This is a genomic window from Acinetobacter sp. UBA5934 (assembly GCF_002430855.1).
Classification (GTDB): domain Bacteria; phylum Pseudomonadota; class Gammaproteobacteria; order Pseudomonadales; family Moraxellaceae; genus Acinetobacter.
Map to the genome: position 1 here is coordinate 1 of NZ_DJDC01000039.1, position 23919 is coordinate 23919.

At 43.5% G+C, this 23919-nt stretch carries 19 protein-coding genes and 4 tRNA genes; 13 read left to right on the forward strand and 10 right to left on the reverse strand.

Annotated features, from left to right (window positions below):
• Positions 1 to 361 precede the first annotated feature (361 nt).
• The 12 genes from B2Y23_RS02705 (at position 362) to B2Y23_RS02760 (ending at position 14743) form a co-directional block, all read left to right on the forward strand.
• Positions 362 to 1807, forward strand: coding sequence for a hypothetical protein (locus B2Y23_RS02705; RefSeq protein ID WP_291368855.1), 1446 nt, complete (start codon positions 362 to 364; stop codon positions 1805 to 1807).
• Positions 1808 to 1874: 67 nt separating this feature from the next.
• Positions 1875 to 2975 (forward strand): hypothetical protein, encoded by a 1101-nt coding sequence (locus tag B2Y23_RS02710; RefSeq protein ID WP_291368857.1) that lies wholly within the window; start codon positions 1875 to 1877, stop codon positions 2973 to 2975.
• A 137-nt stretch (positions 2976 to 3112) separates the two neighbouring features.
• Complete coding sequence (locus B2Y23_RS02715; RefSeq protein ID WP_291368858.1) at positions 3113 to 4192, forward strand: patatin-like phospholipase family protein; 1080 nt, start codon at positions 3113 to 3115, stop codon at positions 4190 to 4192.
• Positions 4193 to 4431: 239 nt separating this feature from the next.
• Entirely contained in the window at positions 4432 to 5214 is a 783-nt protein-coding gene (hisIE, locus tag B2Y23_RS02720; protein WP_291368859.1) for a bifunctional phosphoribosyl-AMP cyclohydrolase/phosphoribosyl-ATP diphosphatase HisIE, read from the forward strand.
• A 10-nt stretch (positions 5215 to 5224) separates the two neighbouring features.
• Positions 5225 to 6730 (forward strand): 3'-5' exonuclease, encoded by a 1506-nt coding sequence (locus B2Y23_RS02725; RefSeq protein ID WP_291368861.1) that lies wholly within the window; start codon positions 5225 to 5227, stop codon positions 6728 to 6730.
• Between the two features lie 30 nt (positions 6731 to 6760).
• Positions 6761 to 8128: an ATP-binding protein gene (locus B2Y23_RS02730; RefSeq protein ID WP_291368863.1), complete on the forward strand. Its 1368-nt coding sequence runs from the start codon at positions 6761 to 6763 to the stop codon at positions 8126 to 8128.
• Between the two features lie 396 nt (positions 8129 to 8524).
• A complete protein-coding gene (locus B2Y23_RS02735; RefSeq protein WP_291368865.1) occupies positions 8525 to 11362 on the forward strand; it encodes a monovalent cation/H+ antiporter subunit A in 2838 nt (945 codons plus the stop codon).
• Position 11363: 1 nt separating this feature from the next.
• A complete protein-coding gene (locus B2Y23_RS02740) occupies positions 11364 to 11729 on the forward strand; it encodes a Na+/H+ antiporter subunit C (RefSeq protein ID WP_291368867.1) in 366 nt (121 codons plus the stop codon).
• Positions 11729 to 13537, forward strand: coding sequence for a monovalent cation/H+ antiporter subunit D (locus tag B2Y23_RS02745; protein WP_291368869.1), 1809 nt, complete (start codon positions 11729 to 11731; stop codon positions 13535 to 13537). Before B2Y23_RS02740 ends, B2Y23_RS02745 begins: the two co-directional genes overlap by 1 nt.
• A gap of 2 nt (positions 13538 to 13539) precedes the next feature.
• Complete coding sequence (locus B2Y23_RS02750; protein ID WP_291368871.1) at positions 13540 to 14061, forward strand: Na+/H+ antiporter subunit E; 522 nt, start codon at positions 13540 to 13542, stop codon at positions 14059 to 14061.
• Positions 14058 to 14333 (forward strand): monovalent cation/H+ antiporter subunit F, encoded by a 276-nt coding sequence (locus B2Y23_RS02755; RefSeq protein WP_291355725.1) that lies wholly within the window; start codon positions 14058 to 14060, stop codon positions 14331 to 14333. Before B2Y23_RS02750 ends, B2Y23_RS02755 begins: the two co-directional genes overlap by 4 nt.
• 11 nt (positions 14334 to 14344) lie before the next feature.
• Positions 14345 to 14743 carry a Na+/H+ antiporter subunit G gene (locus B2Y23_RS02760; protein ID WP_291368873.1) on the forward strand — a complete coding sequence of 133 codons (399 nt, stop codon included), beginning with the start codon at positions 14345 to 14347 and terminating at the stop codon, positions 14741 to 14743.
• A gap of 61 nt (positions 14744 to 14804) precedes the next feature.
• Here B2Y23_RS02760 and B2Y23_RS02765 read toward each other — a convergent pair whose 3' ends face one another.
• From B2Y23_RS02765 to tpiA, 10 genes are all read right to left on the reverse strand, one after another.
• Positions 14805 to 15212, reverse strand: a complete 408-nt coding sequence (locus B2Y23_RS02765) for a ribosome-binding factor A (RefSeq protein WP_291355729.1) — start codon at positions 15210 to 15212, stop codon at positions 14805 to 14807.
• Positions 15212 to 17917 (reverse strand): translation initiation factor IF-2, encoded by a 2706-nt coding sequence (gene infB / locus B2Y23_RS02770; RefSeq protein ID WP_291368875.1) that lies wholly within the window; start codon positions 17915 to 17917, stop codon positions 15212 to 15214. Before infB ends, B2Y23_RS02765 begins: the two co-directional genes overlap by 1 nt.
• A gap of 10 nt (positions 17918 to 17927) precedes the next feature.
• Positions 17928 to 19412: a transcription termination factor NusA gene (gene nusA / locus B2Y23_RS02775; RefSeq protein WP_291355733.1), complete on the reverse strand. Its 1485-nt coding sequence runs from the start codon at positions 19410 to 19412 to the stop codon at positions 17928 to 17930.
• A gap of 39 nt (positions 19413 to 19451) precedes the next feature.
• Positions 19452 to 19976, reverse strand: a complete 525-nt coding sequence (rimP, locus tag B2Y23_RS02780; RefSeq protein WP_291355735.1) for a ribosome maturation factor RimP — start codon at positions 19974 to 19976, stop codon at positions 19452 to 19454.
• Positions 19977 to 20187: 211 nt separating this feature from the next.
• Positions 20188 to 20264 (reverse strand) — tRNA-Met (locus B2Y23_RS02785).
• 91 nt (positions 20265 to 20355) lie between these two features.
• Positions 20356 to 20432, reverse strand: a tRNA-Met gene (locus B2Y23_RS02790).
• A 73-nt stretch (positions 20433 to 20505) separates the two neighbouring features.
• A tRNA-Met gene (locus B2Y23_RS02795) sits at positions 20506 to 20582 on the reverse strand.
• 46 nt (positions 20583 to 20628) lie between these two features.
• Positions 20629 to 20713: transfer RNA gene (locus B2Y23_RS02800), tRNA-Leu, on the reverse strand.
• A gap of 53 nt (positions 20714 to 20766) precedes the next feature.
• Positions 20767 to 21096, reverse strand: a complete 330-nt coding sequence (secG, locus tag B2Y23_RS02805) for a preprotein translocase subunit SecG (protein ID WP_291368877.1) — start codon at positions 21094 to 21096, stop codon at positions 20767 to 20769.
• A gap of 13 nt (positions 21097 to 21109) precedes the next feature.
• On the reverse strand, positions 21110 to 21901 hold the full coding sequence (gene tpiA / locus B2Y23_RS02810; RefSeq protein ID WP_291368879.1) for a triose-phosphate isomerase: 792 nt from the start codon (positions 21899 to 21901) through the stop codon (positions 21110 to 21112).
• Positions 21902 to 22183: 282 nt separating this feature from the next.
• On the opposite strand from tpiA, the gene pilB reads away from it, so the two are divergent.
• On the forward strand, positions 22184 to 23899 hold the full coding sequence (gene pilB / locus B2Y23_RS02815; RefSeq protein ID WP_291368881.1) for a type IV-A pilus assembly ATPase PilB: 1716 nt from the start codon (positions 22184 to 22186) through the stop codon (positions 23897 to 23899).
• Positions 23900 to 23919: the final 20 nt, after the last annotated feature.

Genomic DNA, 23919 nt, shown 5'->3' on the forward strand with positions numbered 1-23919 from the left:
TCTTCATCAAGCTATTGACAGAATACATGATTTATTGAAACATAATGATGATGGGATGAAGTCAATGTGAATGAAATAAAACTCAGATAAAAAAATTAAAACTTATTATATTTATCAACAATAAAGGATTTATTTTTTAGATTTATTTTAAATAACAAAAAACCAACCATATACTAAAAAAAATAATTAACATTATGAAAAATATATTAAAAAATTTAAATCACTTTCAATTAAAATAAAAATAAAGATAATTTAACTATGATTAACATTTAATCTAAAAGACTTTTCTTAAAAAATAAGTTAAAAAATACACTATCAAATAACTTTAAAAAAACCGTTACAAAAAACCAGGGAATATACAATGAAAAATCATGCGTTAAAATGGTCGACCTTAGCTTCTGCAATTCTATTAACTGCTTGTGGTGGGGGTGGAGGTGACGGCGGCTCTGAAGCGCCTTTTACTCCTAAAACTATTTCTGGTACAGCTGTGGATTTTTATTTAGCGGGTGCAGATGTCGATTTCACTAACTCGGCTTGTCAAGATGCCTACCCAGATCTAAAAACAGATGAAAACGGCAAATTTTCTTTTAAAACGACTGTAAATTGTCAAGAAACCGGTTTCATCATTACTGGCGGTGTTGATACGGTTACCAAACTTCCATTTGCTGGAGAGTTAAAAGTTAAACCTATTAACTATCAAACTTCATCGACTAATGAAATAGTTGCAACGCCTCTAACGACTTTACAGGCTGAACTCCCAGCAGCTGAATTTCAAGATTTGCTTAGTAAGCTAGGCTTTAGTCTGAATGAAGATGTCACGACATTTGATCCAATTGCTGAGGGATCTAATAATCAACAAGCAGCAGTATTTGTATTACAGCAAATTTTAACTCAACTTGAAGATTCTGGTTTAACTATGGCTCAAGCCGTGAAAGCCATTCAAACAGCATCAACCACTACACCTCTTCTTACTAATTTAGGCGTAAATACAACGGCTGTAACCCTTATATTCGATACTGCTGCACAATCTGCCTCTGATGAAGTTAAAACAGCATTACAAGAGAATCAGGCAAAAGTAGAAGCTGTAACTGATATTATCAACACAGCTTTGAGCTCAACAGGAAATGCTAAGTTAGAAGATTATTTAGCTAACAACCCTGGTGTTATTGCTGACATTCAGGATGAAATTGCATCTGCTAGCTATAGCGGACTGAGCGTTGCAAATAAAAATATTCAAGAAATTATTAATTCTGGAAATGATGCACGTTTAACCGTTGATAAGAACGCCATTGATTCTTTAGCTCAAGTGAAGTTTATTTTAAATAAAGCGACTACAGATACGGATTCTATTAAATTAGGTTTTCAGGCGAAAGCTGCAATTGGTCAAAATGGCCAGGCTGAAACCTTGACTGCGTATATTAGCCAGGTAAACGTCTCATTTGATAATAATATTGCCATCAGCAAAATTACTGTTCCAGCGGGCGCTGTAATTGAAATTGAAACAACTTTGGCAAATTCGCCGAAAGGTTCATTCGAAGTTGCGCAGGATACTGAGTTTACAGGTGATTCAATTTCTCTGTCAGATTTAGCAAATAAATTCACAGTTTTACGTCAACCTTATACCAACTATAAGAACTTGATTGCTTCAAGCAACTTCGTTAATGCGGATGTATCGGTTTTTGTTGCTCCGACTGTTTATCCAATCTCTGCAGCTTTAGGATTAAACCTGGGTTCATTTGGTATTCCAAATAAACCTGCTACTGCCTTCAGCGGTGTTACCACTACAGGCTACTTTACGATTCAATAATCAAAAATAAAAAAAAGCCAGTGATTCATCACTGGCTTTTCTCTCACTTTCTATTTGGTAAATAAAGTTGAAAAATCAATCATTACTTTTTATTTCTGTAGCATTTATTATTTCTAATACCTATGCCGCACCCGATGATTTGTTTTTACAAGCCACGCCTGCTAAACATAAACTTACGACGAATGTAAGCCTAGATTTAGTTAATGATACTGTCGACTTTCTGGATTTACGAGAAAGTGAAGGTGTTCAAGGAGATTCTGGAGATTATATTGGTGCGCATATCAATGCCCAATATCAGTTCCATCCTGAATGGTCTATCAATGCCGACTATTGGCGTCGAGAAATCGAGTTTGGCAAAGATACCAATAAATTAGATTCTGGCGCCTTAGGCATTACCTACTTTCCGGCAAGTCTTTCTACTGATCGTTCTAATCTTGCTTTTAAACTTTCTTTCTGGGGCAATCAAGCGGATGAGTTAGCGAAAACCTCCCCTACCAATGTGAATGGCCGTACAATTAATGAGGTCGTTGTTTCTAATCCGCGTGACACGCAAATTCAACTAGACACTATTTATACCCATAAAATTGACTTTATGAATCAAGTTAATTTCTTTGGTTCTTTAGGATATAGCAAAGTTGAAGTTGATGAATTGGATTTGATGGTTCATTTGACCGGGAATGGACGGGATTGTAAAGCCAATATCAATATTGACTCGAACAATCAGTTAACTGGAAAACCAGTTGGTCGCTGCCTTATTGATGGTCTCATTGTACGAGATATTGATATTGGAAACTATGCGGATCGATTTGATCTGGATGTGCAGAAAGATCTCAACTATGACGCTTATTATGCAGGCTTAGGTGGGTCATGGAACTGGCGCTATAAACAATTTGAAAGCCAGCTCGCCTACCATTACCAACGCTTGTGGCGCGACAATATCGATGACCGTGTGTCTAATTTTGGCAATCAAGCGATTAAGGACAATCATACCGTTGGTGCCAAGTTCAGTTATGACTTTACACCTAAATTGACAGCTTACCTGCAAGGTCAGATTTTCCAAAATAACTTAGTTGGCTATGTACCCTTCATCTATAATGGGGTCACCGCTTCCCGTTTAGACAAACGTTATGGATTGGCTTCTATTGGCCTTCAATACCGCGCTTTCTAAGCATCAAAAAAGCCTGAGTCCTTCAGGCTTTTTTATTCCCGATATGACTCCAAAGTCACCTTTGGACACTTCTCGCCATTGGGATCAATTCGCTTTCGCTTAAAATAACAGTACACCTGTATAGTGAATGGTAGATCATGACGCAAATCTTGCAAAAACGCCCTGCTTCATTAAATATCCGTGCCGGAAAATTGGCACGTCAACTGATTGAAAAAGAAGGTTTGCAGGCAAATTTTGTCGATATCGTTCCCGGTGCAGCAGGTGGTCCCAAAGGCATTGGCATTCAAGGTCTCGATCAAGCCATTTTTGGCGATTTCCTTGCACAAGCGCCGCAGCGTAGAACCCTGATTGGCTCATCCATTGGCAGCTGGCGTTTTGCTAGCATTGCTGCCTGGGGTGCAAAAGAAGGCACTGAGCGTCTTGCAGAGCTTTATACCAACCTGTATTTCCATAAAAAGATGACTCGTCAGGAAGTCGGTAATATTTGCCGCGATATGCTGATTGATCTGGTGCAAGGCAAAGAACAACAACTGGTTGAGCATCCCGATTATCATCTGGCCGTCATCTCGATCAAGGCCCAGCACATTTTCCAAAGTGACAGATCCTTGCCTTTACTGGCATCAGTGGCCGGAATCATCGGCAGCAATGCTTTGGCACGCAAGCACAACCGTCTGTTTATGCAACGTGTCATTAGCCAGCCGGAAATGGGCACCCAATTTAAAGTCCATGATGAATTTACCACGCATTATCAGCCCTTAAATCTCAGCAATGTCACCTCATGGCTGATGGCTTCTGCGTCTATTCCTGGCGTGATGGCGGCAATTCGCGATATTCCCGATGCGCCTAAAGGCAGTTACCGCGATGGCGGTTTAATTGACTATCATCTTGATCTGCCGTTTCAGAGCCAGGGCATTGTGCTATATCCACATTTTAGCGACAGCATCACTCCGGGCTGGTTCGACAAAATGCTGAAAAAGCGCAAGGCCAGTCCGGAAAATCAGGCGCGGACTTTATTACTTTCCCCCTCAATCGAATATCTACAATCCTTACCGCTCGGTCGCTTGCCGGATCGTAAAGATTTCACCTTAAAAGGTCTGGACCAGAAACAGCGGATTCGCATGTGGAATCAATCTGTGGCAGAAAGCCAACGCTTGGGCGATGAATTTTTGGAAATGGTGGAGAAACAGAATTTCCCGCAGTTGATGCAGGATTTATAAAATCATTTTGATGAAAATCTAGAGAATAAAGTTTCCTTGGATGAGTAGATGAATTTATTTTTAAATAACTTGAATGTTATAAAACCTTTGGTGAATAAACTACCTAAGCCATTTTGAGTCAGAAATCAAAATGGTGAGGCGTATATTTTTTTCTCAAACAGCCGCTAATCACGTACACTATACAGCTGCGATTTTTATTCGCTGTTTTCCATTTTGAACATATTTTTGGTGAAATTCTCATGAACAACGCGCAATGGCTCGATGAAGTAAAATTTAACGAACAAGGTCTAATCCCTGCCATTGCCCAGCATCATCAAAGCGGTCGTGTATTGATGGTGGCCTGGATGAACCGTGAGGCTTTGGCGTTAACCGCAGAAAAAAAACAGGCGGTTTACTTCTCCCGTTCACGTCAAAAATTGTGGCATAAAGGTGAAGAATCGGGTCATTTCCAGACGGTACATGAAATCCGTCTGGACTGTGATGCCGACGTGATTGTGTTACAAATTGAACAGCACGGCGGTATTGCCTGCCACACGGGCCGTGAATCGTGTTTTTATCGTAAATTGACCGCAAATGGCTGGGAAATTGTCGATGCACAATTGAAAGATCCAAAGCAAATTTACGCTGAAAAATCAACCAATCCGCATACTCTGGCCATGAATGCTTCGACAGCCCAATCTGAACAGGTTGAAGTTCTGGACTATTTGGGCCAAATGATGGCGGAACGTAAAAAAGCCGATCCTGATTCATCTTACGTCGCCAAGTTGTATCACAAAGGCTTGAACAAAATTCTGGAAAAAATTGGTGAAGAAAGCGTTGAAACCATCATCGCAGCCAAAGATTTTAAATCTGAAGCCAATGCAGACAACAAAAACGACCTGATCTATGAAGTCGCTGATTTATGGTTCCATACCATTGTCATGCTCGGCTATTTTGACCTTGAACCTCAACTGGTTTTAAACGAACTGGCACGTCGCCAAGGCTTATCTGGCCTGGTTGAAAAAGCCAATCGTCAACATTAAGCCTATGACTGTGTCTGATTTGAAAAAACCAAGCGCTACTTATGAGCAGGCCATTGCCATAGACAATGCGCGTTTAGGCAAATCCTTTAAAGTGATTGCCTATGCAGGCACAGGTAAAACCACGACTTTGCAAATGATCAGTGATGCCATGCCTGAACGGCGTGGTATGTATCTGGCGTTTAACAAAGCCATTGCTAGCGAGGCGCAAAGTAAATTCCATCGCAATGTCGACTGTCGCACTTTTCACTCGCTGGCTTTTCGCAGTGCGCCCCGTGGCGTGACTGACAAACTTCGCTTGCCGCGTTTAAGTCCGAGTTTTATTGCCAAGGAATATCGACTGCAACCGATTACCCTGCGCCGGATGATGGGCGGACGTTATGAAAAATATGTGATGATGCCGTCGCGTCTTGCAAGTCTGGTGGCAAATGCGGTCAGCTATTTCTGCTCGACCAGTTCGCAATATCCGGCACCGCGTCATCTGCAGGCACCGAGCTGGTTGCATCCCGACGATATTGCTGAATTGCAAACACATCTTTATCCAGCAGTTGAACGGCGCTGGTTAGAGTCGATTGATCCTAATCATCAGGCCGGTATTGGGCATGATATTTATCTGAAACTTTGGGCGCTGTCCGAGCCGAATATTCCAGCAGATTATGTGCTGTTTGATGAAGCACAAGATGCCGACCCGCTGATGCTGGGCATTTTGCTACGACAAAGAAATACCCAGGTGATTTATGTGGGGGACGCGCATCAACAGATTTATGCTTGGCGCGGTGCGGTCAATGCCATGCAACAGCTGCCGCTGCCTGAATCACGTCTGACCACCTCATTCCGTTTTGGTGAAGAAATTGCCTTGAATGCCAATGCCATTTTGGGCGCATTAAATGAAACTGTGCCTTTACTGGGTAATCCGCAGCTGAATTCCAAAGTGGTGAATAAACCGCATACCAAGCAACGCGACGCAATTTTGTGCCGCACCAATGCCCGTGCCATGGAATTGCTGCTTTCCGGTTTGGTGCATGGTGATAAAGTCAGCTTACAGGCCGATCATGTCAAACTGAACCGTTTTGTCGATGCTGCCAGTATGCTGAAACAAGGTCGCCGCGTGACTGATGTGCCGGAACTAGCTTGGTTTAATTCATGGCACGATGTACATGAATACTGTGAAACCAATGATGGCAGTGACATCAAACCGCTGGTGAAACTGGTAGATGATCACGGCACCGATCCGCTCAAAAGAGCTCTGGCCAAAATCACTCCGATTGAACAGGCCGACTATATCATTTCGACTGCGCACAAAGCCAAAGGCCTGGAATGGGACCGGGTGCACATCGAAGATGACTATCAATTTAAGGTCAATGAAAAAGACCATAAAATTAGTGACGAAGAGTTAAGATTGCTTTACGTGGCCTGCACACGTGCTAAAGTAAGTTTAAATATTCACCACATTTATGATCTGGTACAACAACTGAAAAAGCAAATGCCGGTATCGCTGCGTAAAGCTGTGGGAGAATAATTTTCGCTTCGGATGCAAGGCAGGTGTTTTATGAAAATTGATGCTATTCAACTCAAACACGCACTTCATTTTGCCGATCTCAAGCTAAACTTTAATGACAAACCCATCACCCTGATTCTGGGCGATCAAAGCTCCGGTAAAACCGGCATTTTAAAATTTACCTATCAGGCACTGACCTGGTTTGCAGCACGTTATAAAGACTCGCGTGCTGCCGGTGTGGTCATGCAGGACCAGGACATCATGTTTACCCGCCTGCAATCCAAAATTGATATTCGGGTTCATGTTCCACCCGATATTGGGACTTTAAATGCCTCTAGCGAAGCTGGGGACAAGAGCCTGACCACGTGTGACTGGCAAATTTATAAAACTTTAAATAGTCATGGCATTGGCACTTGCAAGGCCGAAACCCACCAATTAGACAATCTGATTGAGCTCTATCATAACGCGCTCAAACATGATCAACAGCAGGGTTTGCCGCTGATTGCCTATTACCCGGCAGAACGCTTTGTCAGTGAAATGAATATTCAGAGTAAAAATAATCCGGCGGTATTTCAGACTTCTCATGCCTATGAAATTTCCACCATTCCCTATACCACCTTTAACCGTTTTTTTGAGTGGTTTCGTGAAATTAGCGATATTGAAAATGCCCAGATTGCGCAACTGTTTCAGCAGCTGGTGTCTCATCCCTCCATTCAGAAAAATAAAGAAAATGACTTTTTGCAACATCTGTTGAATGCACAAAAGCAAATGAATGCACCGAGTCTGGATGCTTTAAAACAGGCCTTAAGCACCGTGCTTCCTAGTTTTGAGGATATCTATGTGCAGTATCAGCCCAAATTACAGCTGATGGTCAGTTATGCTGAAAAAAGTATGCTCTATCAGCAACTTTCCAACAGTGTTAAAAACTGGATTGCGTTGGTGGGGGATATTGTGCGCCGCTTATGCTTGCTCAATCCAAACAGTTTATATCCGTGTTTGGAAGGTGATGGTATTTTGCTGATTGATGCGATTGATCATCAGCTGGATCAAAATACCTCGCAAGTGATTTTACAGCGCCTGCATCAGGCTTTTCCGCGTCTGCAAATTATTGCCACCGGCAACCGAACTGAATTACTGGAACATGCAACTGAATATCAATGTTTAAAGCTGGAAAACAAACAGCTGTTCGATATGCAGCTGCAACCGTTACAGGAAAAATTTGACACGATTTATGAAAATCTGGTGTTTAATGAAGAAGTGATTGAGGCTGATGCCTTAACTGAGCCTGAATCAGAAAGTGTCACTCCTGAAAGCCTGTTAGAGCAAATCCAGCAACATTTAACGCTAGAACAGCAAACTGAATTATTGCACTTAATGCAACAACAGGATGATACATCTTCTTCTCGTCCTATATCCTGATACACATGCTTGAATCCTATTACAAAATATTCAGTATCTTTCAAAAATTCGCTTAGCGCATTTCATCTGGCTAAACATGCTACGCCGCTTCAGCATGGAGGGCGTATAATAAATAGGGTTTGTTGACACAACATTGATGAAATGTCGACAAATTCACCTGTGTGCGCGAAAATAATTGATGTTGTTTTACTCATGTAATAAGATCAAGTTTATTTAAAGTTTTATAGTAAAATCCGATTTTACTCAGACTTTTTTCAAGTTGCGCAACACAGCTTGTTTTTCAATTTTTTACTCAAACCGGCTTTCAAGATTGAGAAGTTTGGATGGCTCTTTGCAATCCTGTAATCCTTGAAAGATAAGATTCACGTTTAGGTGTTGATCGCCTAACTCACGACTTTGGATATGAGTGTGCTACCGATTATTATCCTGTTACCGTTAGTATTAGGCACTACCCTTGTCTCGTGGCTGAAATTTTCACGCGGGGTGACAGCCTTAGCTGCCATAGGAGTCAGCCTGAGTAGTCTGACCCTGTTACTGATGCAAGCTAAAGAAGTGTTTAATGGCGGAACAATCATACAAACTTGGACCTGGTTACCTCAGCTCGGTATCGATCTAAGTTTTCGCTTGGACGCCTTAGGCCTGTTATTTTGCCTGCTGATTAGCGGTATCGGCACCCTCATTTATATTTATGCCTATTATTATTTAAATCCTAGAAACTCCCTAAGCAAATTGTATCTTTTGCTGATGCTGTTTATGGCCTCCATGCTCGGGATATCACTTTCTAACAATTTAATTTTACTGCTTATTTTTTGGGAACTGACCAGTATTTCCTCCTTCCTGCTGGTGGGTTACTGGAGCAATTACGAAGCTGCGCAACGTGGCTCACGTATGGCACTGACCATCACGGGTATGGGTGGTCTGGCGATGCTGGGCGGTTTCATTCTGCTCGGTCAAATGACCGGAACCTATCAGATTGACCAGATTTTGACGATGAAGGATCAAATTCAGAATCATTCATTATTTGTTCCAACTTTATTGCTGATTTTAACTGGTGCCTTTACCAAAAGTGCACAATTTCCGTTTCATTTCTGGCTACCGAATGCCATGGCAGCGCCGACGCCGGTTTCAGCCTATTTGCATTCTGCCACCATGGTGAAAGCCGGCATTTTCCTGCTGGCACGCTTTACACCAATTTTTGTCGGTGCTGCGCTTTATCACAATATCGTGACTTTCGTGGGCTTGTTCACCTTATGTATGGCTGCCTTTTTTGCCATTTTTAAGGAAGACTTAAAAGGCTTACTAGCGTATTCCACCATCAGTCATTTGGGCCTGATTGTCTGCTTGTTGGGGATTGAATCACCCTTGGCGGTTGCGGCAGCCATTTTCCATATTATCAACCATGCGACCTTTAAGGCTGCCCTGTTCATGCTGGCCGGGATCATTGACCATGAAACCGGAACCCGGGATTTGCGTAAGCTCAGCGGTATCTGGCAATTGCTGCCTTTTACTGCCACCCTGACCATGATCACCGCTGCCTCCATGGCTGGTGTGCCACTAACCAATGGCTTCCTGTCTAAGGAAATGTTCTTTACTGAACTGTTGGCCAACCTGTCTGGTCCCGTGCTTATTATTTCTGCCATTCTGGCCACCCTGGCCGGAATTTTTGCAGTGGCTTATTCGGTACGTTTAGTGCATGGCGTATTTTTCGATGGTCCGATTGGCCTAGAAGTACCTAACCAGAAAGCCCATGAGCCGCCATTGGGCATGCGCGTACCTGCAATATTGCTGGCGGTCTTATGTATTCTAGTGGGCCTGCTACCTGCGCTGCTGGTAGAAAATATTGTCAATGCAACTGCACGTGCCAGCACGCAAATGCCTGACTTTATCGGTAGTCATTTGGCCCTCTGGCATGGTTTTAACCTGCCTTTGCTGATGAGTGTCATTGCGCTATTCGGCGGGATCATTTTCTATTTTGCTTTGGCCAAAGGCGGTCGCATTCGTGACATTGATCTCGATCCCCTGCTCGGCAAATTTCAGGGCAGAGTGCTGTTCGATTTATTTTTAAAACACCTGTTACTGAATTCACGCAAGTTCAAACGGCAAACCGAAAATGGTTCACTGCAAAGCTATTTGATGTGGATTGTGCTGTTTAGTGGCGCTTTGCTGACGATCCCCTTTATCAATCAGGGCCTGACTACAGGTACACGTGAACTCGTTCATGCGCCCGCTATTGCCATTGTGTTGTGGCTGCTCTTGTTCTCAGCCTGCTGGATGATGCTGTGGTTTCATCATGAACGGATTAAGGCCGTGCTGATTAGCGGCGCAGTCGGACTTGTCGTGACCCTGGTGTTTGTGACTTTATCTGCACCTGATCTGGCACTGACCCAAATCACGGTCGATGTAGTCACGACAGTATTACTGCTCATGAGCCTGTCCTTGCTGCCGCAGCTTACTCCTTACGAATCTAGTGTGTCACGGCGCTGGCGTGATGCCCTGATTGCCATTGGCAGTGGTTTCGGTATTGGCTGGATTAGCTGGCTGATGCTGACCCGTGACCACAATTCGATTTCATGGTTCTTTATGCAGCAGTCACTTCCACTCGGCGGTGGTTCCAATGTGGTCAACGTGATTCTGGTCGACTTCCGTGGTTTCGATACCTTTGGCGAAATTACCGTCTTGGGCATCGCTGCAATTGGCGCACTGTGTTTAATGGATGGTATGCGTGCACACGGCACCACCATTACTCAGGGACTGACCTACCGTTTTAATCCCTCTCCGCTGATGTTTCGTATTACCGCATCCTGGGTATTGCCTCTGGCACTGGTGGTGAGCCTGTATATCTTCCTACGTGGTCATAACCTACCCGGCGGTGGATTTATTGCCGGCCTCATTACATCATTGGCCTTGATCATCCAGTACATTGCCTTGGGTCAAGATCAGGCTGAACAGATGCTGAAAGCCAAATCAGGCCGTTTATATGAAATCTGGATTGGTTCAGGACTCACTATTGCAGGACTAACCGGACTGGGTGCTTGGTTCTGGGGACGTCCTTTCCTGACCAGTGCCCATATCCATATCGCTCCGCCGCTGTTGGGTGATATACATTTAGCCTCTGCGGCATTATTTGATGTCGGGGTTTATGTCACCGTCGTCGGTGCCACCATGTTGATGATTTCTGTTCTGGGTGACTCACGCCACTCCAGCATGGCTGGTCCAGTGTTGAAGGGGGAATAAAATGATTAGTCTGGAATTTTTACTTGCCTCTGCCATTGGCTTACTGTCTGCCACAGGAATTTACCTGATCTTGCGTGCACGTACTTTTCCCGTGGTTTTAGGACTGGCGATGATTGGTTATGCGGTCAATCTATTCCTGTTTGCCATGGGACGAATTCAGGTCAATGCACCTGCTGTACTGACTGAAACCACAAAAGTGACCGATCCTTTACCTCAGGCGCTGGTTTTGACTGCCATTGTAATTGGCTTTGCCACCACGGCCTTTATTGTCCAGCTGGCTTTGCGCAGCCGTTATGAAAGTGGTACTGACCACGTCGACTCGAAAGAGGAAATAAACCCGATTGACCCGCGTGAGGATGAGCCTTAATGAATGCCTTCATCCAGTTCTGGACTGAGCACACCCCAATATTCAGCATTTTAATTCCGGCATTTACTGGCTTTTTACTGGTTCTTTTGGGCAATCCCGGTACAGGTGCATTAGCACATGACTGGCGCCAGCCTTGGCGTCGTGGCATTAGTTATGTCTCGTCAATCCTGGGGTTAATCACTGCCATCGTGTATTTAATATTCGCCAGCAGCGGGCAAATTAGCACCTACAACCTCAGTGAGTGGTCTGCACCCTTTGGTATTGTGCTGGTTCTAGATCAGCTTTCTGCACTGATGCTAGTGCTGACCTATGCCTTGGCGACCCCAATTTTATGGTTTGCCAGCCATGCATGGGATACCCAAGGGCGTTATTTCCATGCCATGTTCCATTTTTTACTCATGGGCTTGTGCGGTGCATTCCTGACCGGGGATTTATTTAATTTATTCGTGTTCTTTGAAATCCTGTTAATGGCTTCTTATGTCCTACTTCTACATGGACAAGGCAAAGCCCGTTTTCAGCTGGGTATTCATTACGTCACCATCAACCTGCTGGCCTCTGCGCTGTTCCTGATTGGCTTAGGCATGATCTACGGCAGTGTCGGCAGCTTAAACATGGCCGATGTCGCACGTTTAATTCCGCTATTAGAACCGGATCAACATATCTTGGCCGTTGCAGGCGGCTTGCTGTTATTTGTGGTCTTTGGCATTAAGGCTGCGATGTTGCCGGTCGGTTTTTGGCTTCCGAAAACCTATGCCGTAGCCACGACTCCGGTGGCTGCCATTTTCACCATTATGACCAAAGTCGGCATTTATGCCATTCTTCGAGTCAATGGCACGATCTTCGATGACCGCTTAAGTCAGGACATTCTGGCCAACTGGTTACTTCCGATCGGTTTAGTCACCTCCATTTATGGTGTGATTGGAGCTATTGGCGCGGAGCGGTTACGCCGTTTTGTCGGCTTTATGATTTTGTCCTCCATTGGTACCCTGCTGATTGCCATTTCATTATTTAATACTTTGGCTTGGGCGGCAGGACTCTACTATCTGGTGCACAGTACCCTTATTGGTGCTGCATTTTATCTGCTCTGCGGCTGGATTACCTCTCAACGCGGGATATTCAAAGATCACTTCAACATCGCTCCGCAAATGAAACAGCAAAAAGCAGTGTCCCTCACCTTCTTTTTGATTGCCTTAATGATGGCGGGTTTACCCCCTTTTAGTGGCTTTTTAGGTAAGGTTTTTATCTTGCAGGCGACGTCACATTCCCCTTATCAAGGGGTGATTATTGGCGTGGTGTTGCTGGTGAGTTTACTCAGCATTATTGCGTTTACCCGGGTCGGTTTCATTCTGTTCTGGCGTGCTAGCAAACCTGAAACTCAAATGGATACTGAAGAATTTAAAGCGTATCAAGCTATACCCCATCATGCCCCAATACGCAATGACAAAACCATTTATCTGCTGTTGTCAGGCTTGGTGCTGTATATGGTTTGTGCCAATCCTATTCAGAAATACATGTTCAAAACGGCTGAACAGATCCAAAATAATACGTTATATGAGGGCGTGATTTTACACAGAGATGACTTGAATCAGGTGATTAGTGTACAACCTTACAACCCTGAAAATTTACCTGAAACCAAATATGGCGGTGAAACGGTCGATCCGAATGCGCATCTGATTCCGTATATCATCTCTAAAGATACTTTAGAAGGTGAGCACATTTCAGAATATAAGCAACGCCAGATCAAGCAACAGCACGGACAGCAATCCGCTCAGCCGGATGATGCCAAACTCAAACCTAGGGAGCCTTAAGCATGAAAACCTCATCGTTCTGGGAAAACTGGCTGCCTCATCCCTTTGTTTCCGTGATTGTGGCTTTAAGCTGGATCATGCTGGCGCATAGTCTGGATCTGGCAACCTTGCTGATGGCCTTATTGCTGGGCATTGTCATTCCACGTTTAGTCAAACCCTTTATTGGCAATACCCCCAATATTCACTGGATTCTGGCGGTAAAATTATTCTTTGTAGTGTTATGGGACATTATTGTTTGCAATATTAAAGTGGCCAAAATGGTTCTTGGACCTACCCACAAGCTGCATCCCAAATGGTTCCGTGTGCCTTTGGAAACCCAGCATGAACAGGTCAATGTTTTACTGGCCCTCATTATTACCACTACACCAGGTACAGTGACGGCAGGGATTGATGATGATCGTGGCGACATTCTGGTGCATGCCTTGAGTACCGATAATGCCGAAGTCGATATTATCGAAATTAAAAATCGTTATGAAAAAGCGCTGATCGAAATCTTTGATGTGGAATTAGGAGAAGATTCATGACTATTTTGCCTTATGCACTCGGCTTGTGTATGGTCGCAATTACTATTTCCATGTTTCTTTGCCTGATTCGTATGGTGGTAGGCCCATCCATTGTAGACCGGCTTTTAGCATTGGATACCCTGTTTCTGAATGCGACCTGTCTGGTGGTTATTCTCGGTATCTACTGGACCAGTACCTCTTTATTTGAGGGGGCTTTACTGGTGGCCATGCTTGGATTCGTATCTACCGCAGCTCTGGCACGTTACTTTACCACTGGCCACGTGGTCGATTAGGAGCAACCGCAATGCAACTTATCATGGAAATTCTGGTCTCGATATTTTTGTTGATCGGCTCATTCTTCATGCTGGTGGGCGGCATTGGTATGGTGCGTCTGCCAGATTTATTTATGCGCCTGCATGCACCGACCAAATCTAGTACTTTAGGTCTGGGTAGCTTCCTGATTGCAGCCATGATTTTTTCTGCTTTTCAGGGACGCTTTGGTTTTGCCGAACTGTTGCTGACTTTACTGGCGTTCATAACCGCACCCGTGTCTGCAAATTTAATGGCACAAGCTGCCTTGCACTTACGTTTACGCTCAACCAGTGGTGAAGCACCTGAAGCGCTTGAGCGTCCTTTACCTTGGCAACGAAGCCGTCGTCGTGCTCCGCCAAACCCAAATAAATCACCTGATGATCTAGACTAAAATCAGCCCAGATTTAAAGGTATAAAAAAAGCCACCCGAAGGTGGCTTTTTTGTTTAGTGATTATTCATCATCTTTTTTTGCATCATCAGTAGGAGGTAAATCCTTCACTGCTTCTGCAATCAGACCAAACATGTAGTTACCATATGCGTTGGTTTTGTCGTAATGGAAACGCAAACGAGGCGTTATCCGTGTCTTGATGCGACGACTCAGTTCATGACGCAAGAAACCAGATGCTTTGTTCAAGACATCTAAAGTTTCCTTGTTTGCCGCTTCACTTTGCTCATCGCCCAGCTCACGTCCCATTACAGTTACATAAACTTCGGCATATCCTAAATCTGGGCTAACTTTAACCGCAGAGATGGTCACCAGACCACCTAAGCGTGGATCTTTCAGCTCTTGGCGGATCAGTTCAGACAATTCTCGCTGAACTGAATCTCCCATACGCTTCAGACGTTGACTACCCGCCATTAAAGACTCCGTTTAATCAGTTGAACATCATATACTTCGATCTTGTCTTGTACTTTGATGTCTTTATAGCCTTTTACTGCAAGACCACATTCCATACCGGCACGAACTTCTTCAACCACTTCTTTATAGCGACGAAGAGATTCAAGCTCACCCTGGAACACCACCACATCATCACGAAGTACACGGATTGGCTTGTTACGGTGTAACATACCTTCAAGCACCATACAGCCTGCAGCTGCACCGAATTTGCTTGAGTGGAATACTTCACGTACTTCAGCCACACCCAGAATCGTTTCACGATGTTCAGGAGCAAGTTTACCGCTCATCGCTGCTTTCACGTCATCAATCAATTGATAGATGATGCTGTAGTAACGAATGTCGATACCGTCTGCATCTGCTTTTTGACGCGCAGTGTTGTCCGCACGAACGTTAAAGCCGAGAAGAACTGCTTCAGAAGATTCAGCCAGTGTTACGTCAGACTCAGTGATTGCACCGACACCTGAACCAATAATACGTACTTTTACTTCGTCAGTTGCAAGTTCAGCAAGCGCCACGTGTAATGCTTCCAATGTACCGCGTACATCAGTCTTAAGCACCACGTTGACGATAGGCACATCTTTCTTGCCCATAGACGCCATGATGTTTTCAAGACGCATTGCAGATTGACGCTCAAGACGTTTTTGGCGTTCACGATCCATACGCGCATCGGCAACTTCACGTGCTTTTTTCTCGTCATTCACAACAAGAACTTCGTCACCTGCCATTGGCGCTTCTGGAAGACCCAGAATTTCCACAGGAATCGAAGGACCTGCCGATTTAATACGTTGACCGTTTTCATCTGTCATCGCACGAACACGACCATAAGATGAACCAGCAAGAACTAAATCACCTACTTTCAAGGTACCGTTTTGTACAAGAATAGACGCAACCGCACCACGACCCTTGTCTACACGTGCTTCGATTACCACACCTTGTGCAGCACCTTCTTCAGACGCTTTCAATTCAAGCAATTCAGATTGAATCAAAATCAAGTCTAGAAGTTCATCGATACCTTGACCAGAATGTGCTGAAACCATGGCTACTGGTACATCACCGCCCCATTGTTCAGGCACGATTTCTTTAGTCGTCAATTCGTTCAATACGCGATCTGGATCGGCAGATTCTTTATCCATCTTGTTGATTGCAACAATGATGGGTGTACCTGCAGCACGCGCGTGATCAATTGCTTCAGCAGTTTGTGGCATTACACCATCATCCGCTGCAACAACAAGTACCACGATATCAGTTGCTTTAGCACCACGTGAACGCATTGAAGTAAACGCTGCGTGTCCCGGAGTATCCAAGAAAGTGATAATGCCTTTATCGGTTTTAACGTGATAAGCACCGATATGCTGGGTAATACCACCCGCTTCGCCTGCAGCCACTTTGGTGCGACGGATACGGTCAAGCAGCGATGTCTTACCATGGTCAACATGACCCATGATCGTTACTACAGGAGCACGAGTTGTTTGAGCACCACGTGCTTCTTCAGCCGCTTCAAGCAAGTTATCTTCAGCCTGAGTATCAGAAACTAGAACTGGGTTGTGGCCCATTTCTTCAACCACAAGTGCTGCAATCTCTTGATCAATGGCCTGGTTCTGAGTAACCAGTTCACCCATTTTCATCAGTGATTTAATGACTTCACGAACCTTGATTGCCATTTTCGCTGCTAAGTCAGCAACAACAATAGTTTCACCAATTTCGACATCATAAACCTGTTTTTTAACAGGTTTTTCAAAGCCATGCTTGTTGCCCTGACTGGTTTTTAGACCACGTTTAGGCTGTTTACTAAAGCTTTGCTCTTCCTGACCACGACGTCCACCTTTTTTCGGTGCACGTGTACTTGTGGTATTACCACCACGTTTGATTTCTCGGTCTTCTTTGGCAAATGAATCTTCATATGCTTGGCCCACGAGCCCCGCAGCCAATGGAGAATCATCAACAACACGAATGGTTGCAGTGGTATCTTCAGAAGTGTATTTCGACGCCATCTGACGCATTTGTTCAAGCGTACGTTGTTGAGCTTCTTCAGCCGACTTACGACGTGCTGCTTCTTCAACTGCTTTTAACTGTGCAGCTTGAGCTTCACGTAATTTTTTCTGTTCAGCTGTTTCAACTTGCTTAACTGTTTGTTTTACAATCGGTTTGTTGTTTGACTTACGTGTCACAACAACAGCAGCTTTAGATACTTCTTGCTTAGCCGTTTCTTGCTTAGCGGCCGCACGCATTGCTTCTAAAGCTTGTTTTGCTTTAGATACCGGTTGTTGCTTAGACTCTTCAGCTTTCGCTGCTGGCTTTGGCTCAGCTTCACGCGAGTTTTGTTCTGCCTGAGCCTTGGCTAAAGCTTCAGCCTTAATTTGTTCCGGATCCGGCTTAACAAATGTATGCTTCTTACGAACTTCTACATTAATTGTTTTCGCCTTACCTGATGTACTGGCCACTTTAGCAGTACTGGTTGTTTTACGTTTCAACGTGATTTTTCCTGCATGCCCATCGTCTTGACCATGAACTTTCTTCAAATGGTTAACGAGGGTATTTTGTTGTTCAGTGGAAATAATATCTTCAGCTTTACGTTGTGGTAAACCTGCGTCACGAACCTGCTCTAGGAGCTTCTCAACGGGGCGATCCACGCTGAGAGCCAACTCTTTAATCGACTTGTCCGTCATATATTTCCTCCTAGTTAAACCATGATTCGCGCGCTTTCATAATAAGTTGACCCGCTTTTTCCGCGCCTAAACCTTCAATATCTTCAATATCGTCAGTGGCTTGGTCAGCTAGATCATCTACAGTTACCACACCGCGAGCCGCAAGGGCATATGCGATTTCCTGTGTCATCCCTTGCATTGCCACAAGTTCTGCACTTGGTTCTTGAATGTTTTCTTGTTGTTTTAACGCGTCTGCCAATGTAATTTCTTTCGCACGGCTTTGCAATAATTCAACAGTATCAGCATCCAACTCAATTTCATCAAATGTTTCAGCTGGAACATAAGCAATTTCTTCAAGTGAAGTAAAGCCCATCTCAACCAAAGCCATTGCCAAATCTTCATCAATATCCAGACGGCTAACAAACATGTCGAGATATTGCTGAGCTTCGTTTTGTTGGCGTGCGTAGAATTCTTCTTCGAGCATCATATCCAGTTTGTAGCCTGTCAATTCAGAGGCTAAACGGACATTTTGACCTTGTGAACCAATCGCACGTGCCAACTGATCGCTTGCTGCGAAAATGATATCTGCACTGTGAACATCTTCATCAATCACAATACTTGATACATCTGCAGGTTCTAAGGCACTGGCGATGTACTGTGCTGGATCATCAGACCACACCACCACATCAATACGCTCACCATTCAATTCTGATTGTACGGCCTGGATACGTGTACCACGCATACCAATACATGCACCTACAGGATCAATACGGTGATCGTTGGTTTTCACAGCAATTTTAGCACGAACGCCTGGTTGGCGTGCAGCTGCTTTAATTTCAATGATTTCTTCAGAAATTTCAGGAATTTCTTTCTTCATCAACGCAATCAGCATTTCAGGACGGGCACGTGACAATAACAGTTGTGCACCACGACCTTCACGATTCACGCTATATAAAATCGCGTTTACACGTTGCTTAGGACGAAGAATCTCTTTAGGAATCATTTCTTCACGAGCAAGATATGCTTCAGCATTGTCACCCAAGTCAATAATAAAGCCATCTTTGGTTTGTTTTTTCACTTCACCGTAGATGAGTTCACCAACTTTAGATTCATAGGCATCAGCGACTAGAGCACGTTCAGCTTCACGAATTTTTTGCACAATCACCTGTTTGGCAATTTGTGCAGCAATTCGACCGAAATCAATTGATTCAACTTCGAGTTCACGAATATCACCAATTGACCACTGGGCAGGATCGACATCCGAAATCGCATCCTGACATGCAGGCATTTCGTGATCTTCATCAGCCACTACTTCCCATTGACGGAAAGTACGGTAATCACCTGTTTTACGATCGATTTCTACACGTAAACGTGCTTCTTCCGAGTTTGTGCCTTCATAAAATTTCTTTTTAGTCGCAGCTACAAGCGCTTGTTCTAGCGCTTCAAAGATCGCTTCACGAGGTACACCTTTTTCGTTACTAACCGTTTCTACTACGGTAAGAATTTCACGTGCCATAACTCACCTATTCGTTCAGATTCTTATTTATTGGATAAATTAATCTTGGTAAATCAAATTTGCTTTGTCGATATTATGACTATCAATTTCAAGAACTTGTTGTTTTTCAACTTCTACTTGAATGATTTCATTTTCAAGATCAACAGCAATCAGTTTTGCTTGAAATTTACGACGGTTATCTACAGCACTAATCAGACGTAATGCGACTTGCTGTCCAATATAGGCTGGCATTTGTTCGAGCTGGAAAAATGGACGATCCCAACCTGGAGAAGAGACTTCAAGAGAATATTCACCAGAAATTGGATCATGTACATCAAGCATGGCACCCACTTGCTGTGTTACGCGAACACAATCTTGTACGCCGATACCTCGACCCTGCTCTAGTTCGCCTTCTTCATTCATAACAGGCTGTGCATCTGTTTCGCCTGCTTTATCAATATAGATACGCAATAAAGAACGTTTTCCTTGAGGAATAAATTCGATTCCCCAAAGATCTACATTGCATGCTTGCACTGCAGGAGCGATTAAGTCTTGGAGTGCTTGAGTTTTATTTGATAGCTTCATTTACTCTCGTTATTAAGGTGCGATTTAATGGTCGCGGTGACCGGTTCAGACTAACTCAACTATATTAGTAGTGAAACATGACGATTTGACCAATAAATGTCGGACACTACACGATAGCCAATAAAAAAGGGCGTAATCGCCCCTATTTACACAGAAAAACCAAAGTCCACTGTGCAAAAAGGCCCACCTTTTTGTGAGCCTTTTAGAAACTTGGTAGCGGGAGCTGGATTTGAACCAACGACCTTCGGGTTATGAGCCCGACGAGCTACCAGACTGCTCCATCCCGCATCAACGTGCAAAAATTATATACAATCTGCTGATCATTTTCAATCAAAAACTCTTCAGCGATTGTTGGATTAAGTTGCACCTTAATCAAAAGTGGTAGCGGGAGCTGGATTTGAACCAACGACCTTCGGGTTATGAGCCCGACGAGCTACCAGACTGCTCCATCCCGCAACAACATTACAAAAAATTAATCTCACCTTAAATATTCAAGGTGCTTATTTCAGTTTGCATCTAAAATAAAGATTGGTAGCGGGAGCTGGATTTGAACCAACGACCTTCGGGTTATGAGCCCGACGAGCTACCAGACTGCTCCATCCCGCATCAACAGATTTGCTGCTTACACCAACTTATGTTCTGGATTATAAGTTGGTGCGGAAGGGGGGACTTGAACCCCCACGCCCGAAGGCACTACCACCTCAAGGTAGCGTGTCTACCAATTCCACCACCACCGCAGCTGTGTCGCATTCTAGTCGGATCAGACCCAAAAAGAAAGAACTAAATATATTTATTCGCCTGTTTTCGGTGCAACTGGTGAAGTTTCATTCGAATTCGCTGGAGCCGTGGTTGTTGTTTGTACCGATTTTAAGCTATAGGCATCACTGGTCTGCTTTTTGGCAAAAATAGCTAAACTCAAGCTCGTTACAAAAAACAAAGCGGTTAATATGGCAGTTAGACGGGTTAAAAAATTGGCTGAACCTGAAGCGCCAAAGACGGTTGCAGCACCGCCCCCACCAAATGAGGCACCTGCATCTGCACCTTTACCATGTTGTACCAGAATCAATACAATCATTAAAAGGGCTAAGATAATATGTACTACCAGCACAAAAGTTTGCATGCTGAACTCCTAATTATTTTGTATTTGCAAAAGCCTGAGCAATTTTATAGAAAGACTCTGCATTTAAAGATGCGCCACCAACCAGCGCACCATTAATATCTGGACAGGCAGCCAACTCTACTGCATTTTCTGGCTTAACACTACCACCATATAAAATCGCCATGCTTGCACCCAAAGGTGTAATTTGAGTCAAACCTGCACGAATTTTGGCATGCATTGCCTGTGCATCTTCAGGTGAAGCAGTTTTACCGGTACCAATTGCCCAGATAGGTTCATAGGCCACGATAATATTTTTCCACTGCTCAGCCTGCACCACTGCGGCAATATCACAGATTTGCTGCAAGACCACCTGCTCTGCCTGACCATTTTCACGCTGTTCCAAGCTTTCACCGACGCAATAAATAATGGTTAAGCCTGCATTTAAAGTATTCTTCACTTTTTCATTTAAAATTTGAGCAGTTTCAGCAAAAATCTCGCGACGTTCTGAATGACCAATCAGTACAAAACCGATCTGATGATCTTTCAATAGATCAGCACTCACCTCACCGGTATATGCACCCGTACCTGCAATACGAGAAACATCTTGGGCAACGGTATAAACAGAACGGGCTGAACTTGCCAATTCCGTTTGAACAGCACTCAACGCCAGCATAGGGGGCGCAATACCCAAATAGCAATTTTGTTCTTTGATTTCATTATTTTGCAATAATTTTTTAAAATCTTTTAGTAACGCTTTTGCGTCTGCCTGCATTGGGTTCATTTTCCAATTGCCGACAACCCAAGGAGTAATAGTCGAACCCGACATACAGTAACCTATTAAAAACAATTCATTAAACCGCGCACATTCTACACGGAATTCAAGATTTTTTAGAAAATTTTCACATGGCTTTTTTATCTCATTCTTATTTTTTTGCAACCTCGACTTTTACCCTAAAGAAAAAACTTCCTCCTGTAATTACGACTGGTTCAAAGTTTTATGTGATATTAAGTAGATGACAACATTTTAAGATATGGTATTTTTATCTAACAAAAGTATAATTCAAATATACCAATTATAAACAAATTGATTAAGCAGGCATATTTAAGCATGGCAGCATTACAAAGTTCACCTAGATTCACTGGTTTTATTCGGCGGTTGGTTGAAGATGGCTTAGTTTCTGCTGAAAATATGCAGAATGCGATCGTGAATGCCAAAAAAGCCAATCAGGATATTGTCCCTTTTTTAATTGATCAGTTAAAGATTTCAGCTCTAGATATTGCCGAGAAAATTTCTCAAGAATTTGGAGAGCCTCTTTTTGATTTGAGCGCCTATGATTCTGCGCAAATTATCCGAGAAGGGATAGATGAAAAACTCATTAGTAAACATTGTATTCTACCCATTTTTAAACGTGGTAATTTACTCTACGTCGCCACCAGCAACCCCACCAATATAGATGCAATGGATGCGATTCGCTTCAGCAGTAAAATGAATATTGAAGCGATTATTGTAGAACACCCAAAATTACACAAACTCATCGAACAAAATTTTACTCAAGCGGACAGTTTCGAGTTTTCTGATGAAGATATCGATCTCGATCTCGAACAAGAAGATTTCAACAAATCTGCGGATGAAGATGATGGTCCACCACAAGCGGATGAGGCCCCTATTGTAAAATATATCAATAAATTATTGATTGATGCGATTCGTATGGGTGCCTCCGATTTACATTTTGAACCTTATGAGAAATCATACCGTGTTCGTTATCGTATTGATGGCGTGTTACGTCAGATTGCCAATCCTCCCCTACAACTTGCTACACGCCTGGCCTCGCGTTTAAAAGTCATGTCACAAATGGACATTTCTGAAAAGCGCTTACCTCAAGATGGACGGATTAAGCTTAAGCTTTCAAAAACCAAAGCCATCGACTTTCGTGTTAACTCTTTACCGACCCTATTTGGGGAAAAACTGGTACTACGTATTCTGGATCCATCTAGTGCCATGCTAGGTATTGATGCCTTGGGTTATGAACCAGAGCAAAAAGAACTGTTTATGCAAGCCTTGGAGAAGCCTCAAGGCATGCTGTTGATTACAGGTCCAACCGGTTCTGGTAAAACCGTATCCCTGTATACGGGCTTGAATATTTTAAATCGCGAAGACACCAATATTTCCACTGCAGAAGATCCTGTAGAAATTAACTTGGAAGGAATTAATCAGGTCAATGTCAATGCTAAAGTGGGTTTAACTTTCTCGGCTGCGCTTAAATCATTCTTACGTCAAGATCCCGATATTGTGATGGTCGGTGAGATTCGAGATTTAGAAACCGCAGAAATTGCTGTTAAAGCTGCTCAGACGGGTCATATGGTAATGTCTACGCTACACACCAACAGTGCACCAGAAACCTTGACCCGTTTACGTAATATGGGCGTCCCTTCCTTTAATATTGCGACCTCCGTCAACTTGGTGATTGCACAACGTTTAGCACGTCGTTTATGCTCTCAATGTAAAGTACCTGCAGATATTCCGGAACCGAGTTTGTTAGAAATGGGTTTTAGAGAAGAAGATCTTCAACATGAAGACTTTCAGGTCTATCAACCTGTAGGCTGTTCCGAGTGCCGTGAGGGTTATAAAGGTCGTGTTGGTATTTATGAAGTCATGAAAGTGACACCTGAAATTTCGAAAATTATTATGGAAGATGGCAATGCACTAGAAATTGCAGCAGCATCTCAAAAATCGGGGTTTAATAATTTAAGACGTTCAGGATTAATCAAGGTTATGCAGGGGGTGACTTCCCTACAGGAAGTCAATCGTGTAACCAGTGAATAAATGAAAATTTAAAAATAAGG